13 protein-coding genes are annotated in these 17,005 nt (G+C 61.7%); 5 read left to right on the top strand and 8 right to left on the bottom strand.

Translation table 11 applies throughout. From position 1 onward, the window contains the following. Positions 1-739 precede the first annotated feature (739 nt). A complete protein-coding gene (locus HWX91_RS28490; RefSeq protein WP_102857333.1) occupies positions 740-1,855 on the top strand; it encodes a porin in 1,116 nt (371 codons plus the stop codon). 310 nt (positions 1,856-2,165) lie between these two features. On the opposite strand, the gene HWX91_RS28485 is transcribed toward HWX91_RS28490, so the two are convergent. After that, on the bottom strand, positions 2,166-2,441 hold the full coding sequence (locus tag HWX91_RS28485) for a DUF4148 domain-containing protein (RefSeq protein WP_028200677.1): 276 nt from the start codon (positions 2,439-2,441) through the stop codon (positions 2,166-2,168). A 326-nt stretch (positions 2,442-2,767) separates the two neighbouring features. Between HWX91_RS28485 and HWX91_RS28480 the strand changes: the two genes are divergently transcribed. Continuing rightward, on the top strand, positions 2,768-3,946 hold the full coding sequence (locus HWX91_RS28480; RefSeq protein ID WP_102857334.1) for a porin: 1,179 nt from the start codon (positions 2,768-2,770) through the stop codon (positions 3,944-3,946). A gap of 145 nt (positions 3,947-4,091) precedes the next feature. On the opposite strand, the gene HWX91_RS28475 is transcribed toward HWX91_RS28480, so the two are convergent. The 6 genes from HWX91_RS28475 to HWX91_RS28450 all read right to left on the bottom strand — a co-directional run bounded on the left by HWX91_RS28475 (position 4,092) and on the right by HWX91_RS28450 (position 12,544). Next, positions 4,092-5,582, bottom strand: a complete 1,491-nt coding sequence (locus HWX91_RS28475) for an efflux transporter outer membrane subunit (protein ID WP_102857335.1) — start codon at positions 5,580-5,582, stop codon at positions 4,092-4,094. Further along, the gene (locus HWX91_RS28470) at positions 5,575-6,789 is read right to left on the bottom strand and encodes an efflux RND transporter periplasmic adaptor subunit (protein ID WP_025496414.1); all 1,215 of its coding nucleotides are present in this window, start codon (positions 6,787-6,789) and stop codon (positions 5,575-5,577) included. The genes HWX91_RS28475 and HWX91_RS28470 overlap by 8 nt, the downstream gene beginning before the upstream one ends. Then, entirely contained in the window at positions 6,779-10,060 is a 3,282-nt protein-coding gene (locus HWX91_RS28465) for an efflux RND transporter permease subunit (RefSeq protein ID WP_102857336.1), read from the bottom strand. Before HWX91_RS28465 ends, HWX91_RS28470 begins: the two co-directional genes overlap by 11 nt. Positions 10,061-10,309: 249 nt before the next feature. After that, on the bottom strand, positions 10,310-10,984 hold the full coding sequence (locus HWX91_RS28460; RefSeq protein ID WP_025496416.1) for a response regulator transcription factor: 675 nt from the start codon (positions 10,982-10,984) through the stop codon (positions 10,310-10,312). Between the two features lie 16 nt (positions 10,985-11,000). Then, on the bottom strand, positions 11,001-11,924 hold the full coding sequence (locus tag HWX91_RS28455) for a LysR family transcriptional regulator (protein ID WP_025496417.1): 924 nt from the start codon (positions 11,922-11,924) through the stop codon (positions 11,001-11,003). 245 nt (positions 11,925-12,169) lie between these two features. Beyond that, a complete protein-coding gene (locus tag HWX91_RS28450) occupies positions 12,170-12,544 on the bottom strand; it encodes a hypothetical protein (RefSeq protein WP_102857337.1) in 375 nt (124 codons plus the stop codon). Between the two features lie 763 nt (positions 12,545-13,307). On the opposite strand from HWX91_RS28450, the gene HWX91_RS28445 reads away from it, so the two are divergent. Both HWX91_RS28445 and rfbC read left to right on the top strand, forming a co-directional pair. Continuing rightward, on the top strand, positions 13,308-14,303 hold the full coding sequence (locus HWX91_RS28445; protein WP_025496573.1) for a GlxA family transcriptional regulator: 996 nt from the start codon (positions 13,308-13,310) through the stop codon (positions 14,301-14,303). Positions 14,304-14,447: 144 nt separating this feature from the next. Beyond that, the gene (gene rfbC / locus HWX91_RS28440) at positions 14,448-14,999 is read left to right on the top strand and encodes a dTDP-4-dehydrorhamnose 3,5-epimerase (protein ID WP_025496572.1); all 552 of its coding nucleotides are present in this window, start codon (positions 14,448-14,450) and stop codon (positions 14,997-14,999) included. A 28-nt stretch (positions 15,000-15,027) separates the two neighbouring features. On the opposite strand, the gene HWX91_RS28435 is transcribed toward rfbC, so the two are convergent. Further along, a complete protein-coding gene (locus HWX91_RS28435; RefSeq protein ID WP_102857338.1) occupies positions 15,028-15,918 on the bottom strand; it encodes an EamA family transporter in 891 nt (296 codons plus the stop codon). A gap of 81 nt (positions 15,919-15,999) precedes the next feature. Between HWX91_RS28435 and HWX91_RS28430 the strand changes: the two genes are divergently transcribed. Continuing rightward, positions 16,000-16,929: a LysR substrate-binding domain-containing protein gene (locus HWX91_RS28430; RefSeq protein ID WP_176035689.1), complete on the top strand. Its 930-nt coding sequence runs from the start codon at positions 16,000-16,002 to the stop codon at positions 16,927-16,929. Positions 16,930-17,005 lie beyond the last annotated feature (76 nt).

Below are 17,005 nucleotides of genomic sequence, written 5' to 3'. Positions count from 1 at the left end.
AATCCGGAGCGCACCCTGGCATCGGCTCACAGATACAAGCAGGCAGCGTAACGGTTCAGGCGACAACTACCTTGACACACACCGCCGCAAAGAAAGTAAGCAAAGAAAGCGGCTTTACACCGCCAGCTCATAAGCGGGTCCCCCGCACAGCCACGGTAGTGGTGCATCTGGAATCTGTCGGCTCGCACATTCCGCTTTAGTGACAAAGCAGTCATACCTCCGGCGGCGCTGCGCGCGCCGATACCTGGTTTCAAAACAATCAGTTATGCAAAGCATCGGTGGGTTTCCCTGGCAGACCCGTCCGCGACGCACGTAGTGCGGAGTGGGAGCTGATGAGTCCTTTGTCAACGGCGCGGAGTGTGCGGGGGCACGGATTCCAGATGTGCCACTACCGTGGCTGCGCGGGGGACCCGCTTAAGAATTAGCGGTGTGAGCCGCTTTCTTTGCTTACTTTCTTTGCGGCGGCAAAGAAAGTAAGTGCCGCCCCGCACAGGGGCAACGCTAATAGACCACTAACAAATCAAGGAAAGGCCAAAGGCTAAAAAAAGACCAACAACAGACCAACCCGCCAACGGTAAAAAAATCCCAAAAACCCAAATCCAGGAAGTGCCACAGGCAAAAAACCCAACAAAAAAACTGAAAGTCTGTCTTGCAGCGGCGACCGTTTCTGGCCTCGATATATTCACCCGGTAGTCACACAGTTCCGCAAGGCATCCTTATTTAAATGAAAAGGTGATTCATGAAAAAAACGATGAAACTGACACATCTGGTCGGGGCACTGCTCTGTGTCGGTGCCGTTTCCGCCGCGCATGCGCAAAGCAGCGTCACGCTCTACGGTATCCTCGATACAGGTATCGACTTCGCGAGCAACGTCAACGGCAACCATCTCTATCAAATGGCCAGCGGCGTCAGCGCAGGAAGCCGTTGGGGCCTCAGGGGCAAGGAAGATCTAGGCGGAGGCCTCGCCGCCGTGTTCGACCTGGAAAGCGGCTTCAACTCGACTAACGGCAGCCTGGGCAGCGGCCTCGCCTTCTCCCGTAATGCCTACGTCGGCCTCGCCAGTCAAACGGCCGGTACAGTCACGATCGGCCGGCAGTGGGACCCGGTCGTCGATCTTATCGAGCCGTACTCGCTCAACGATAGCTACGGCGGCTGGTATTTCTCCCACCCCAATGACATGGACAACCTCGATAACGGCTTCGCTGTCAGCAACTCAGTGAAGTACACGAGTCCCACCATCGGCGGCTTCACCGGTGAAGCGCTCTATTCGTTCGGCGGCCAGGCCGGGCAGTTCTCGAATAACTCCGCCTATAGCGCGGCAGCCTCGTACACGAATGGACAGTTCTCCATGGGGGCCGGCTATCTGCGCGTCAACGATCCGGAGCAGTCGATCCAGAGTTATCAGAACGGCACAGGCTACACCAACGCGGTGTACGGCAACTATCTCGCCAATGCCCGCAGCCAGGGTATCTTCGCAGCCGGTGCTTCGTATCAGATCGGCAAGTTCAAGATGATGGGCAACTTCACCAACGTCAACTTCCAGCAAGGCGATGCAGGACAGGACGTCAAATTCCAGAACTACGAAATTGCCGGCACCTTCGCGGCGACCAGTCAGCTGAACCTGGCCGCCGGTTACACCTACACGGATGGCCGCGATCACGCAACCAATCAGGAACCGAAGTATCAACAACTCAATCTGAGCGCGGAATACGAACTGTCCAAGCGCACGGCCATCTATGCGCTTGCGGCACTGCAGAAGGCCAGCGGCGGCGCCGTTGCGCAGATCGCGGGTTTCGATCCGTCGTCGGACGGCAAGCAGGTCGTCGGACGGGTGGGGATTCGACACTCGTTCTAAAAGCCGCCGCGTCAAATAAAAGAGCGCGCTGCCCGAAGGGGTGGCGCGCTCTTTTTTCGTTCGTTCATGAACCAAAATAGACGTTGCAGTAACTCGGTGGACCGACACAGTTGTCGGCGCTGGTGGGTGTCGTTGTCGTTGCGCAACCGGATAACAGCAGGCCGGCTGCGGCAGCGGCAACAGCGAAGCAAGCAGATCGTTTGATCGCGGTACGGAGGGTCATTGACGTTTTCGGGGCAGGAGGTCGGAGCGGTGCGATTAACGATTAAGCCGGGTGAAATCATTCACCCGCCTTAATTGTTCATCGGGATCAGTGAGCGTAAAGGGTCGAGTTCAGGTAGGCGAGCTGGCCGTCTTTCTCCGCATGCACCAGCTCCTGATAAACCTGTGCACGCGTCTTCCCGGCGGTCGCCTGACCGTAAGGCGCAACCCACGATCCTGCACCGTTGCTCCCGGTCGTGCTGTTCTGTGCCACTTGCATCGCCGGCGCGGCGTTTTGCTGTGCGGGCGCGGTGGTCGATTGAGCGAAGGCGGAAGCCGTTGCGGTTGCACCGATGAAAGCGATGGCGAGCGTCAGAGATTTCATGTTCGTAATCCTCACAAATAAAATTGGTTGGGGCCGATGCGCGAACCGCAATGCATTCGTGGATCGGTTGATGAGAAGGATAGTCACCCGGCTTTAGCGGTTCGGCGATGTGTGCATGAAAAGATATTTATCTGTTCAGGCGTCGTCGCGGTATTGTTTTAAAGGGCCTTCGGTCACATGTCATGAACATAAAAAACGTTTCATGAATCGGCCGGTTTTGATCACGGGTGTGTCATCGCGCAAATCTACATTGCGGCTACCCGCACGGTGTGCGGGATCGGTCCGTCAATGCGCGGGCCGGCGCCTTCTCTTACCCGGAATCAAACATGAATAAAGCATTGGTAACCACGCTCGTCGCGCTGGCAGGCACCTTCGGTGCGGCGGCGCACGCGCAAAGCAGTGTCACGCTCTACGGGACCCTCGATACGGGCATCGACTACATCAGCAATCAGAAAACGGCCACGGGCGGCAAAAGCAACTGGATGATGGAGAGCGGCAATGTCAGTACCGACCGCTGGGGCCTGCGTGGCAACGAAGACCTGGGCGGCGGACTGAGCGCGGTCTTCGACCTGGAGAACGGTTTTAATATCGACAGCGGCAAGTTCTCCAATGGCGGCGACGAATTCGGCCGTCAGGCGTGGGTCGGTATCGCAAGCAAACAGTGGGGCACCGTGACGATGGGCCGGCAATATGACTTCCTCGTTGATTTCGTCGCGCCGCTTTCGGCAACGGGTTCGGGTTTCGGCGGCAATATCGCCGACCATCCCTTCGATAACGACAACCTCAATAACGATCTGCGCATGAACAATGCGCTGAAATTCCGCAGCGCGACGTATGACGGCTTCACGGTCGGCGGTGCTTATGCGTTCAGCAATGCGGCCGGCGGTTTCAGCAACAACAACGCCTATAGCCTCGGCGCGCAATGGGCCGGCGGTCCGTTCAATCTGGCGCTGGCCTATCTGCAGGTGAACCAGCCGGGTGGCGTCAATCAACCCAGCAATACCGGCGGCGCGGTGAGCAGCAGCGACGGCGACGCGGTCTTTACCGGCGCGCGCCAGCGCATCCTCGGCGCGGCGGGCCGCTATACGTTCGGCGCGGCGACTGTTGGCCTCGTCTTCACACGAACGATGCTCGACGATCCGCATCAGATCACCCAGGGTGGTGCGTATTCCACGCTCAACGGCGATATGCTGACCTTCAACAACTACGAACTGAATGCGCGCTACGCGATTACACCGGCGTTCACGCTGGGCGGCTCGTACACGTTCACCGACGGGCATTTCAGCGACGACGGCAGGAGCGTCGCGCCAAAGTGGAATCAGTTCATGTTGCAGGCGGACTATGCGTTGTCGCGCCGGACCGATGTGTATCTGGAAGGTGTGTATCAGCACGTGTCGGGTGCGGACGGCATCGCGGTGCTGGGCAATGCGTCGATCTACTCGCTGGCGGCTTCGTCGAGCGATCGGCAGGCAGTGGTGGCGCTGGGAATGCGGCATCGGTTCTGAGTGCTGCAAGCTTGCTGCGAGTTGCAGCGGGCTTGCCCAAAACAAAAAAGTCGCCGGTTCATCACCGGCGACTTTTTTATGGCATTGGCGGACCCGGCAGTGAGATTCAACCGGCAGACTCAACTGGCAGCTTCAGCCAGCCGGTTCAATTCGCGGATGCGAGCACTCCGGGATCGGGATGCGCCACCTGCACACTGGCCGCCTGAACCTCAGGCGTGCCTGTGGCGCCGTCCGGCGACCAGCCGCCCCCCAGGGCCTCGATCAACCCCACCGAGGCCAGCAAACGCCGCGTAGTGAGGTTCAGCGCGTCGATCTGCGTGGTCAGTTCGGTGGTCTGCGCGGTCACCACGTCCAGATAGCTGACCACGCCGTCGCGATAGCGCGACATCGAAAGCGTCAAGGTGCGTTGCGCGGCGATCAGTGCCTCGTTTTGCTGCGTGGCCTCGTCGCCGAGATGATGTAGTTGGGCCAGGTTGTCCTCGACCTGCTGGAAGGCGAGCAGCACCGTCGCCTTGTATTTCGCGCCGTTCTCGGCGAGCTTCGCGCGCGCCTGCTGTGTGATCGCTTCACGGCGCCCGCCGTCGAATAGCGTGAACACCAGGCTTGGCCCGACCGACCAGATTTCGTTCGGCGCCATCAGCCAAGGCGAAAGCGTGTCGCTCTGATAGCCGCCGTCGAGACCCAGCGAAATGTCCGGGAAGAACGCTGCCTTGGCCACGCCGATCTTCGCATTGGCCTCGGCAACGCGCCGCTCGGCTGCCGCGATATCGGGACGCCGTTGCAGCAGCGCGGCCGGCACGCCGGTTGGAATCGATGGCAGGTACGCCGTTTCGATCTCCGGTGCGAGTGTGAACGAGGACGCCGGTGTGCCGGTCAGGCTGGCGATCGCGTGCTCGTACAGCGCGCGGCGTGCTGCGATGTCGTCCGCGGAAGCGCGCGCGGTGTCGAGTTGCGTTTGCGCGCGCGACACATCGAGATCGGATGCAATGCCTCCCGCGTGGCGGCTCAACGTGAGCTTGAGCGCGTGCTGATAGGTATCGATCGTATCGTTGAGCAGTTGCTGCTGCTCGTCCAGCCCGCGCAGATTGAAGTACGCACTGGCCAGATTTGCCTGCAAGCTCAGGCGCACCGACTGGAGATCGGCCTCGCTGGCCTGCATTGCCGAGCGGCCTGCTGAAACCTCGTTGCGGATCTTGCCCCACAGGTCGAGGTCGTAACCGATGCCGACGTCGACGGTATTCGCGCCGTACACCGCGGGCTGACCGACACCCCGCAGCGGGCGATTATCCGATTGCCTTTGGCGTTCGACGGACGCTTCCGCGCCGATGGTCGGGAACAGGCCCGAACGGGCTTGCGACAAATAGGCGGTGGCCTCGTCATGCCGCGCCATCGCGGCGGCCACGTCCGGATTGGCCGCCGCCACCTGAACTTCGAGATGGTCGAGTACGGGATCGCGATAGACGCGCCACCACGCGTCACGCGGCACGCGGTCGGCCGGTCTGGCGAGCTGCCAGGCGCCGCCTTCCTTGAAGGTCGTGGGGATGCGGGTGGCGGGTGCCTGGTAGGCCGGCGCAAACGAGCAGCCGCTCACCAGCGCCGCGGCCGCCAGGGCGATGCAGATGCGGCGTTTATCCATGAGCGCTCTCCGCCGGCCGGCGTTCGGCTAGCGACGTGTCCGTCGTACCGGCCGGCTTGCTTTCGAGCCGCACTTCGTCGCCGGACGCGAGCGAGTCGGGCGGGTTGTCGATCACGCGGTCGGTGGGATTCAGACCTGACGCGATCTCGACGTGCGTGCCGAGATCCGTGGCGATCGACACCGATTTGAGCACGGCGCGGTTATCGTTGCCGACTACGGCAACCTGCAAGCCGGCCTGCCGGAAGATAAGCGAACTGGCCGGGATCGACAGCGCGTGCGAGTTGGTCGGCAACGCGAAGTGCACCTCGGTGTATTCGCCGGGGATCAGCAAGCCATCCTGGTTGTCGACCGCGAGCTGCACCAGCAGTGTGCCCGAGGAAGGCGTGATTGCGTCGTCGGTGTCGACCAGTTTGGCGTTGAATTTCACGCCGGGCCGTTCCGGTACCGTGAGTGTGGCGGTCATGCCGGGTTTGATGGCGGCCGCCTCGTCCTGCGGCACGCTCACATAGACACGCAGCTGACGGGCGTCGGAGACCGTGAACAGTTCGGGCCCGTTGCCGCCGCCCGCATTGATGAGCGCGCCGATGTCGGTGGTGCGCGCGGTGACGATGCCGTCGAACGGCGCGGTAATGCGTTTGAACGATTCGAGCGCTTCGAGACGCCGCACGTTGGCTTGCGCGGCGGCTACCGTCGCCTGCTTGGCAACTAGATCGCTGGTCTTTTCGTCGGCATCCTGCTGGGAGACCGAATCCTGCTGGAGCATCCTGGTCCAGCGGCTGGCCGTGGAGGCGGCGAGTTTTTCGTTCGCCACCGAATTCTGCAGATCGGCGCGAGCCTGCAGCAATTGCTGATCGAGGTCGGGCGTGTCGATCACGCCGAGCAACTGGCCGGCTTTGACATGCGTGCCGATATCGGCATACCACGCATGCAGATAACCTGATACGCGCGCATAGATCGGTGCGTTGACGAAGGCGGAGAGGCGTCCGGGCAACACCAGTGCCTGCGCGTCGAGGTCATGCTTCGGCGTGTAGGCAACCACCGTCGGCACGGCTTGCTCGGCTGACCAGGTGGTGAGTTCCTGTTTCGCGTGCACGCGGCTGGCAATGCCGCTCGTCACGATGCCCGCTGCCGCCAGCAGCGCGACGATACCGACCAGCTTCAGATGACGCAGCCGCTTCGGCGAATTGATCTCGATCTCAGTGGACATGTTGGACTCCGGGTTCGGACGATGAGTGATCGTGTGAGGGATCGTTGGATGAGCGATGCGATGGGCCGTGCGACGGACCGTGAGCGCCGGCGTCGCGCCGGTGCACGAGGCTGAACACGACCGGTACGAAGAGCAGCGTGGCGAAGGTCGCGCAGATCAGGCCGCCGATGACGGCGCGGCCGAGCGGCGCGTTCTGCTCGCCGCCGTCGCCGAGGCCGAGCGCCATCGGCGCCATACCGATGATCATCGCGAGCGCCGTCATCAGCACCGGGCGAAAGCGCGTGAAACCGGCTTCCATTGCCGCGACCAGCGCGTTACCGGTCACCGCCAGCCGTTCGCGGGCGAAGCTGACCACCAGAATGCTGTTGGCGGTCGCGACGCCCATGCAGAGAATCGCGCCGGTCAGTGCGGGCACCGACAGCGGCGTATGCGTGGTGAACAGCATCCACACGATGCCGGCCAGCGCCGCGGGCAACGCGGTGACGATCACGAACGCGTCGCTCCACGAGTGGAAGTTCACGACGATCAGCAGATAGATCAGCAGAATCGCGCCGACCAGCCCTAGCGACAAGCCGAGGAACGCGCTATTCATCGTTTGCACCTGACCGCGCAGCGTGACAATCGAGCCTTTCGGCACGTCTTTCGCGCTCGCATGGACGATGTTCTGAATCTTCGCGGCGACGGCGCCCAAATCCTGCCCCTGGGTGGTCGCGAACACGTCGTAGAGCGGTTCGATGTTGTAGTGCGACACCACCGCATTGCCGACGCCGCGCGTAATGGTCGCGATGCCGCCGAGAATCTGCGCCTGGCCGCTCTTGCCGGTCACCGGCAGGTTGCTCAGATTCGACAGGGACGTCATGTCGTATTGCGGTGTCTGCGCGACGATCGGATACGACACGCCGTTCTTCGGATTCAACCAGTACGTCGGCGACACCTGGCTGGTACCCGAGAGGCTCGCCACTACGGAATTGGTCACGTCCTGTTCGGTAATGCCGAGCTGATCGGCACGCGAACGGTCTACCGACACGGTGAACTGCGGATACGTCGCGGCCTGCTGGATGCGCGTATCGGCAATGCCGGGAATCAGACGCATACGCCGCATCACCTCGTTGGCGTAGCGATGATTGGCCGCCTGGTTCGGTCCTGCCACCTGCAGATCGATCGGCGCGGGTGCGCCGAAATTCAGGATCTGGCTGACGATATCGGCCGGCAGAAACGCGAAGGTTGTCCCCGGAAACTGGCGCGGCAGTGTTTCGCGGAGCTCGCGCACAAAGTGGGCGGTCGGCTGGTGGTTCTCGTTGAGCGAGATGAGAATGTCGCCGTCCTGCGGTCCGGTGGTGCCGCTGTTGTTATAGGTCAGGTTGATCCCGCTATTGGGCAGGCCGATATTGTCGACGATACTGCGCAACTGGTCGGGCGGAATCGCGCGGCGCACCGCATTCTCGATCCGGTCGAATTCCGCGGCGGTATCTTCGACCCGTGTGCCGATCGGGGCGCGCACGTGGATCGAGATCGCGCCGGAGTCGATATCCGGGAAGAAATTGCGGCCGAGCCACGGCGCGAGCAGGAAGGACGCGCCGACCACGACCAGGAAGCCCGCCACGAAGCGTTTGCGATACGTGAGCGCAAGACCGAGCACGATCCGGTACACGCTGCGCACGCGCTCGAAACGACGTTCGAAGCCGCGCTGAAAACGCACCAGCGGATTGCGCGAGGGTGCCGCATGCGCGTGGTCGCCGTGCGGGTCCATCACCGCGGCCAGTTCGCCGGAGGCGTGGCCGCCGGACGCATGAGGGCGCAACAGGTACTGCGCCATCATCGGCACGAACGTACGCGAGAGAATGAACGACGCGATCATCGCGAAGATCACCGCTTCGGCCATCGGCACGAACAGGAAACGCGCGATGCCGTTGAGCAGCAGCATCGGCACGAACACAATGCAGATGCACAGCAGCGACACGAACGCGGGCGCGACGATCTGCGCGGCGCCGTCCATAATCGCGCTGCGCACGTCCTTGCCTTGTTCGAGATGCCAGTTGATGTTTTCGATTGTGACGGTGGCGTCGTCGACCAGAATCCCGACCGCGAGCGCAAGGCCGCCGAGCGTCATCACATTGAGCGTTTCGCCCATGGCGGCGAGGCCGGCAATGGCCGCCAGCACGGCGAGCGGAATCGACGCCGCAATGATCAGCGTCGAGCGCCAGCTGCCGAGGAACAGCAGAATCATCAGCGAAGTGAGCGCGGCGGCGATCACGCCTTCACGCGCCACGCCGCTGACGGCGCCCTTCACAAAGGTCGATTGATCGCCCATCGTCACGAGCTTCAGGCCGGGCGGCAGCGTCGCTTCAATACGCGGCAACTGCGCCTTGACCCCGGAGATGATGTCGAGCGTCGACGCGGAGCCGTTCTTCAGAATGCTCATTAGAACCGCGCGATGACCGTCCACTCGCACTACGTTGCCTTGTGGCGGATAGCCGTCGCGCACGTGAGCCACGTCGCGGATATAGATTGTTGCGCCGTCCACCGTCTTGATCGGCAGCGCATTCAGTTCGTCGAGCGCGAGCGGGCTGTTGTTCAGCTTGATGTTGTATTCGAAGCGGCCGATCTTCTCGGTACCGGCCGGAATGATCTGGTTCTGCTGTGCGAGGGCGGTGGCGACATCGTTGGCGGAGAGCTTTTTTGCCTGCAGCGCCTGTGGATCGAGATCGATCTGTACCTCACGGGTCTTGCCGCCGTACGGTGTCGGAATCGCCACGCCGGGCACGCTCAGCAATTGCGGACGAATGAAATTGGTCGCGTAGTCGGCGAGCTTCTGTTCGTCGAGCGTGTTGCTGGTCAACGCCAGTTGCAGGACCGGCACGGTCGACGCGTTGTAGTTCAGAATCTGCGGCGGCGTGGTGCCCGGCGGCATCTGCTTGAGCACCGTTTGCGAAACCGAGGTCACCTGTGCGGTGGCGGTGCGGATATCCACGGTCGGCTGGAAGAATATCTTGACGATGCCGTAGCCGCGAAACGATTGCGACTCGATATGCGCGACGTCGTTCACCGTCGTGCCGAGCGTGCGTTCGTAGTAGGTGACGATGCGTCCGGACATATCATCCGGTTGCAGGCCGGCATAGTTCCACACCACGCTGATCACGGGAATGCGGATGTCGGGAAAGATATCCGTCGGCGTTCGCAACGCGGCAAGCGGGCCGATCAACAGGATCAGCATCGCAAGCACGATGAACGTATAGGGCCGGGTCAAAGCCAACCGGACTATTTTTAACATCGAAGGCTGCTCCGTTCAGAGGCGCGCTTGAATCCGCGCGGGCGTGTGGCGGTTAGGGCACGCACCGATTGCGCGGGCCCGGTAACGGCATTCTGGAGAGCGGGTCCTAACAGTCGTGGACTAAACAAATGAAACTAGTTTTAGGAAGCCGGGACGATGTGCGCGATTGCGCCGATACTCGCGTTGCAACGGCTTTAGCGCTGCATGCAGCGCTAAAGCCTGGTCAGAAACCCTGCGAGTAGAGCGGCGTCAGCCGAACAGATAGCCCGAACCGCGAATGGTGCGAATCAACGGACGCTCGCCGGGTGTCTCGACCTTTTTGCGCAAACGGCCTACATGTACGTCGATCAGATTGGTGCCGGGATCGAAGCGGCAACCCCACACGGCTTCGAAAATCATCGTGCGCGTGAGCACCTGGCCGGCGTGGCGCATCATGAACTCGAGTACGCGGAATTCGGTGGGCTGCAGGTCGAGTTCGCGTTGCCGGTAGGTGACCTTGCGGCGTACCAGATCGAGTTCGAGCGAGCCGCTGCGCAGCAGCGTTTCAGCTTTGGCGTGACGTGGCCGGCGACGTAACAGCACCTCGACGCGCGCGAACATTTCCTCGGGCGAGAACGGCTTGGTCAGATAGTCGTCGCCACCGGCGCGCAGACCTTGAATGCGCTGATCGACATCGGACATCGCGCTCATCACGAGCACCGGCGTTTCCATGCCGACGCCCCGCATCGTCGCCACGATGGTCAGGCCGTCGAGGTCGGGCAGCATGCGGTCGAGTGTGACGACGTCGTAGTCGCCTGCCATGACCTTTGCCATGCCTTCGCGGCCGGTGCGCGCCACGTCGACCGCGAAACCACTCGCGCTGAGCGTGCGCACGATGTCGTGGGCGATCAGCTCATCGTCTTCGATCGTCAGTATTCTGGGCATGATGTGCGAGCCTGGTTCAGGCTACTGCCCGCAGTGCGACCGGACGGTCCGGCGCGCGATACTGGCTGACCGCGAAGTCGATGAAACTGCGCACGCGCATCGACAGGTAATTGCGGCCGGAATAGAGAATCGACACTTGACGTGGCCCGCCGTTGATTTCGAACTGCTCGAGTACGGGGACGAGCGCGCCTTGGGCGAGATCGTCGGCAATGATCGGCTGTGGCAGCAACGCGATACCCATGTGGCTGAGCGCGGCCACCCGCACCATTGCACTGCTCGTGGCGGTGAGCGCGCTGCCGGTATTGACGCGGTAGATGCCGTCTGCGTCCGAGAACTCCCACGCGCGCGACGAACCGTCGGAGACGGTCAGCAGGCCGTGGCGGTTCAACGCAGCAGGATCGCGAGGTGTGCCGTGACGTGCCAGATAGGCCGGCGAGGCGACCGTCATTTCATCGATGCTGGTCAGCATGCGGCTCACCAGCGACGAGTTGGCGAGCCGCCGGTCGTCGGAGAAACATACGTCGAAACCGCCTTCCACCAGATCGATATGCGTGTCGAACGTCGTCACGTCGAAGTCCACGCGTGGATGCAGGGTGCGATACGCGGCCAGCAACGTGCCCAACCCGGCGGTCGCGAATGTCATCGGCGTGGCGATTCGCAACGTGCCCTGCGGATCGCGCGTTGTCTCCAGCAGGTTCGACTCCATCTCGTCGAGTTTCTCGATGATCGTGCGGCAACCGTCGAGATATTCACGGCCCACATCGGTCAGCGAAAGACTGCGCGTGGTGCGGTTCAGCAGGCGCATATTCAGATGCGCTTCCAAAGTGCCGACACTGCGCGTGACCGCTGCTGCGGACATCCCTAGCTGTCTCGCCGCAAGATTGAAGCTGGCGAGATCGACCACCCGTGTGAAGACACGCATCGCTTGTAGCTGGTTCATGTTGGAACAGTAGAGAAGGACGATGAGCGCATCATCGGCGATCGCAGGTAAAACGGAACTGCTAGGTGGATTAAGTCTTTTTTAATTTTGTGCAATGTTCATGAACTGCAAGGAATCGACTTTGCATCGATCCATTTTTCTATCAACGAGCAATCCCAAATAATTGGCAAAAAAAGAGCACGGCCAGAGCCGTGCTTCGGAAAGAGACCTGAATGAAAGTAACCGCTATCACGCGGCGGGTTTTTTCAATTGAGCATGCCGTGTACTTCGAGCGATGCTTCCAGTTGCTGGGTCAAGGCGTGATGGAGCCTCGCGAGGCTTTCAGTGGGGAGCGCGAAGCCGGCCCAGCCGAGGCCGGAATGCCGCAGGAACAGCACGGCGCCGTCATGCAGCGGATGTTTTTCAGTGTGCCAGCACGGATCGATCTCGATCACATACTGATGAGTGCGCAGCGGCTCTTTCGGCACTTCCGGACGCATCGTGGCGCGCAGCGCGCTGAGGTGCTCGATCACGGCGTCCAGATCGGCCACTTCGAGCAGTACCGCGCGGTCGTCGATGGCGATGCGAACTGCGTTCTGTCCATATTCGTTGACTCTCTCGATGCTCATGGGGCGCGACATGTCTCTACTCCTTCCTGCTCTCACGGTAGGTAAATTATGATGCCGGCCCGCAGCGGGAATTCTTAAACAGCACGATCCAGGCATGAAACTTTGTTTAAGGAGGCAGCTGGCACGATTCCCGCCGCGATGCTTAATCATCTGATGTTTTCGCCGGTCAAGAAGCAAAGGAAACCGATATTTATCATACGAAAAAGAAGCCGATGTTTCATTATCGAAACATTTCCAGACGTCTGAAATCCAGGTTTCGAAATGCTTAATTCGGATTGTTTCATTAAATGTGCGGTTCGCCACATTGCCATCGCCGATAAATTCCCGATTTGCGAATAAAAGCGGGATTGAATGTTCATTATTTGCGATGTACGGAGTTCACGTTTGAAACATTTCTTGATGCGATGACGGTGAATTGCCATTGCAAATCCCATCATCCGAAATAAATGCGCCGACCCGGGCAGAAAGCTTCGAAGCAAGTCTGTGTAAGCTTTTACGGCATCATGGTTAGTGCGTATCCGGTATGATTCATTGCTATGGCCGATCGTATGCCGGTACTCATATGAAACGCGAAATAATGGTTTTCTTCATACGTTCTATTTCTCCGTCAAGATTTGTTTTTCAAATTTACTAAGTCAGGGTATTCCGCTAACATCACGCATAATCCGTTAAGCGGCGTTGCCGGCGGTTTTCACCCGCCGTTATTTAAATTCGTCTGTACCGGCCGGCCAACGGGCAGCGGGGTCCACAACGTACGACAGTTTGAGGAAAGATCATGCCGCACATGCATCTGGATACTGCGAGGATCACCTGGTTACATACGCCTACGCTGAACGTACGTAGCGCAGCGCGGCGAATCGGCGTGTTGCTGTTCGACGGCTTCTGGCTGCTCGGGCCCGGCACGGTGGTCGAGATGTTTCAGACCGCCAACGAACTTTCCGGCTCGCGGGCCGGCGAAGATCCGCCGTATGAAGTGCAGTTTCTGTCGATGGACGGTGGCAGCGTTGCGAGCTCCTCGTCAGCGCGCATCTGGACTGACCGCATCGACACCCGTTACGGCAGCGGTTTTGACGTGCTGTTCATCGCAGGCGGCTACGGTGCACACGAGGCCGCGCAGGACGAACGGCTGCTCAACTGGCTGCGTTCGGTGCAAACGCGTACTCGGGCGATCGAGACGATCGGCGAGGGCCGTCTCGTGCTGGAGGCTGCGGGTCCGGCGGAACACGACGGCTCGCAGGTGAGCCGCTATCCGGGCAGCGCCACCGTCGACGCCGCGCGCAGTGCCGCCAACGATCGCAATGATTGCGCGCGCAGCGCGCTGATGTTCATCAAGCGCGACCTCGGTGCGGAGCTCGCGCGCAGCGTTGCCGATCGGGTCATGCCCGGCATGGGCGCCAGTTGGATGCCGCTGCCGGCCGAAGGCGGCACGCTCAGCGTCGCCGAGAAAATCCGTGCCGCCGCGCGCTGGATGGAGGCGAATTGCGATCGTCCCGTGTCGGTTGCGGACGCCGCGCAAGTGGCGGCGATGAGCGAGCGTAATTTCCTGCGGCGCTTCAAGCATGAAATGCAGGTCACGCCTTCCGACTATCTGCTCCAGGTGCGCCTGCGGATTGCCTGCAACTTCCTGACCGAAACCGAACTACCGGTCGACAAGATCGCGCGCCGCAGCGGCACCGGCAACGGCGATCGTCTCGCGAAGATATTCCGCAAGCGCATGGCACTGTCGCCGACCGAATATCGCGCGCGCAGCCGGGTGGCGAGCGAGGTTTGAGTTTCGGCAGGCGCCTCGTCAGCAGCGCGCCGCATTGCCGGTGGCTGCATGCAGCGCGCGGCGTGTGCAGCAACCTGCGCAGCCGCGTGTGCATCGGCGGCCGCGTTTTCTCGGGGCAGGCTTCTAACGAGCACAGTGGCCATGATGGGCAACAAGGTAATGGCGACGGCGCTGCCGGAGGTTAAACTCATCGAGCCCGAGGTATTCTGCGACGAATTCGGCTTCTGCTTTGAGAGCTTCAGCGCGGACGAGTTTATCGACGACGTCGCGCAAGGCTTCAACTTCGTGCAAGACCGGCATTTGCGCGCGGTGCGTGGTGTGCTGCGGGGCCTGCACTACCAGGTGCAGCGTCCGCAGGGCCGCCTTGTGCGGGTGGTGGTGGGTGAAGTGTTCGATGTCGCGGTGGACTTGCGGCTCAATTCGCCGAATTTCGGCAAGTGGAGCGGTGCTCGCCTGAGCGCGGAGAACTATCGGCAGGTGTGGGTGCCGCCAGGTTTTGCGCACGGTTTCGTCGTGCTGTCCGAGGTGGCCGAATGCCTGTGGAAAACCACGGAGTACTGGTTCCCCGAACTCGAGCGCTGCATCTTGTGGAACGATCCTGATATCGGCATCGAGTGGCCCATCGAAGTCGAGCCGATCCTCGGCGCCAAGGACGCAGCCGGCCGACGTCTCTACGAAGCGGAAAATTTCGCCTGAGCGCTGCGTAAAGCGCGGTCCAGCACCGTCAGCGTGTTGCCACCACGGCGCCCACACTCGCGGCGACCACCAGCAGCGTGCCGGCTATCTGCACACCTTCCATTGGTTGATGGAGTACCACGAATCCGGCCAGTGCGCCGATTGCGGGTTCGACACTCATCAGGATTCCAAACGATGAGGCCGGCATATGCCGCAATGCCACCATTTCCAGTGCGTAGGGTAACAGGGGAACCAGCAACGCGAGGCCGGCGGTGGCGGCGATTTGCCCCGCGGCGATGTGTATGCCGCTTTGCGCGAAGCCGAATGGTGTAGCGACCAGCGCCGCCGCGAGCAGCGAAACCGACAGGCCTTCGAGGCCGGCGAACAGGGCGCCGGTCTTTTTCATCAGCACGATATAGCTGCCCCAGCCGATTGCGGCGCCGAACGCGAGCAGCACGCCGAGCGGTTCGCCGATCCAGCCGGCTCGATCGCGCGAGAGCAGCAGCACGCCGGCAATCGCCAATACGGGCCACAGTAACGCGCGCATGCGACGCACCGCGAGCGTGGCGACGGTGAGGGGGCCGAGAAAGTCGATTGCGACGGCGAGGCCCAGCGGAATCCGCTGAAGCGCCGCAAAAAAGCATAGTGTCATGCCGGCCATCGCCGCCCCCAGCGCACCCGCCGCGAACCAGTGCGAGCGCGAGTAGGTGAAGAGCCGCGGGCGAACCAGCAACGCCAGCACGACCGCGGCCCAGCACAGACGCAACCAGGTGGTGCTGAGCGAGCCGTAGGTTGCCATTGTCGGCGCGGAGAGCGCGGCACCGAACTGTACGCTCGACATCGACAACACGCACAGGAACGCGGCGCCCGCCGCGGCACCGGCAGGCTTCACCGGCATGGGTGTGGAATTCAGCGCCGGTTTGATGGTGGTGTCCTGCATCGTGGCCTCGTTGACGCTCGTTGGATTCATTGGACGCTATCTTATCGGTCCGAGCGGTATTAAGATAAGTTGATATTTCTTATGACCACTTCAAGAAACGTGATGACCCGAGATATCGACAGCAGTCTCCTGCGGGCGTTCGTTACCGTGGCGGAGACCGGCGCCGTGGGCGTGGCGGCGGCGCGCCTCGCGCGTACCCAGGCGGCGGTGAGCATGCAATTGCGCCGGCTCGAAGAAGAACTGGGACAGCGTCTGCTCGACCGCTCGCCGCGCGGCGTGCAACTCACCGAAGCGGGGCACCTGCTGCTGCCGTTCGCGCACACGATCCTTGGCGCGGGCGCCGATGCACGGCGGGCTTTGAGCGCGGGGCAGGTGTCCGGGACGGTGCGGCTCGGCATGCTGGAAGATATCGCGGTCGGCCGGCTGCCGCGTGCCCTGCGGCGCTTCTCGCTCGCCTATCCGCAGGTGGCGCTGGAGATCGTGGTCGATACCAGTTCGGCGTTGTCGAACCGGCTGGCGGACGGTGGCCTCGACGTGGTTGTTGGGGATCCCGCGCTGGTCGAATCGGTGCCGCCGCTATTGACGTGGACACAGCCGCTTTTCTGGGTTGGCGCACGCGGCTTTAGCCGTGACAGCGACGCGCCATTGCCCGTGGTCGCGTTCGGCGGCACATGTCTTTGGCAGCAACTGGTGTTGACGGCGCTGCGGCGCGCGGGCATTGCGTGGCGCATTGTGTGCACCAGCACCAGCTTGCCGGCGGTGCAGTCGGCAGTGGAGGCAGGGCTCGGTGTGTCGGTGCTGCTCGAGGGCAATATCCGCCCGGAGTCGATGCGTGTGCTCGGCCAGCAGGCAGACGGATTACCCGATGCGCCCACCGCCGATTTCGGGCTGTTCATGCGCCCCGTCCCCGGCACCCAGGCGGCCGCCGTGCAGACATTGCAGACCTTCCTTTGCGAAGAATTGCATCTTGGCCTGCGGGAAAACGAGCCGTGCGTGGTATCGGCGGCGTAGTGCCCGGGGCGAGATGCCGGCTTGCGGGCAGACATGCGCGCCGGGCGTCCCATGTGAGTTTTTACGACATTTTTTC

The organism is Paraburkholderia fungorum (assembly GCF_902833645.1).
GTDB lineage: Bacteria > Pseudomonadota > Gammaproteobacteria > Burkholderiales > Burkholderiaceae > Paraburkholderia > Paraburkholderia fungorum.
This window is presented reverse-complemented; position numbering and strand designations above follow the sequence as displayed.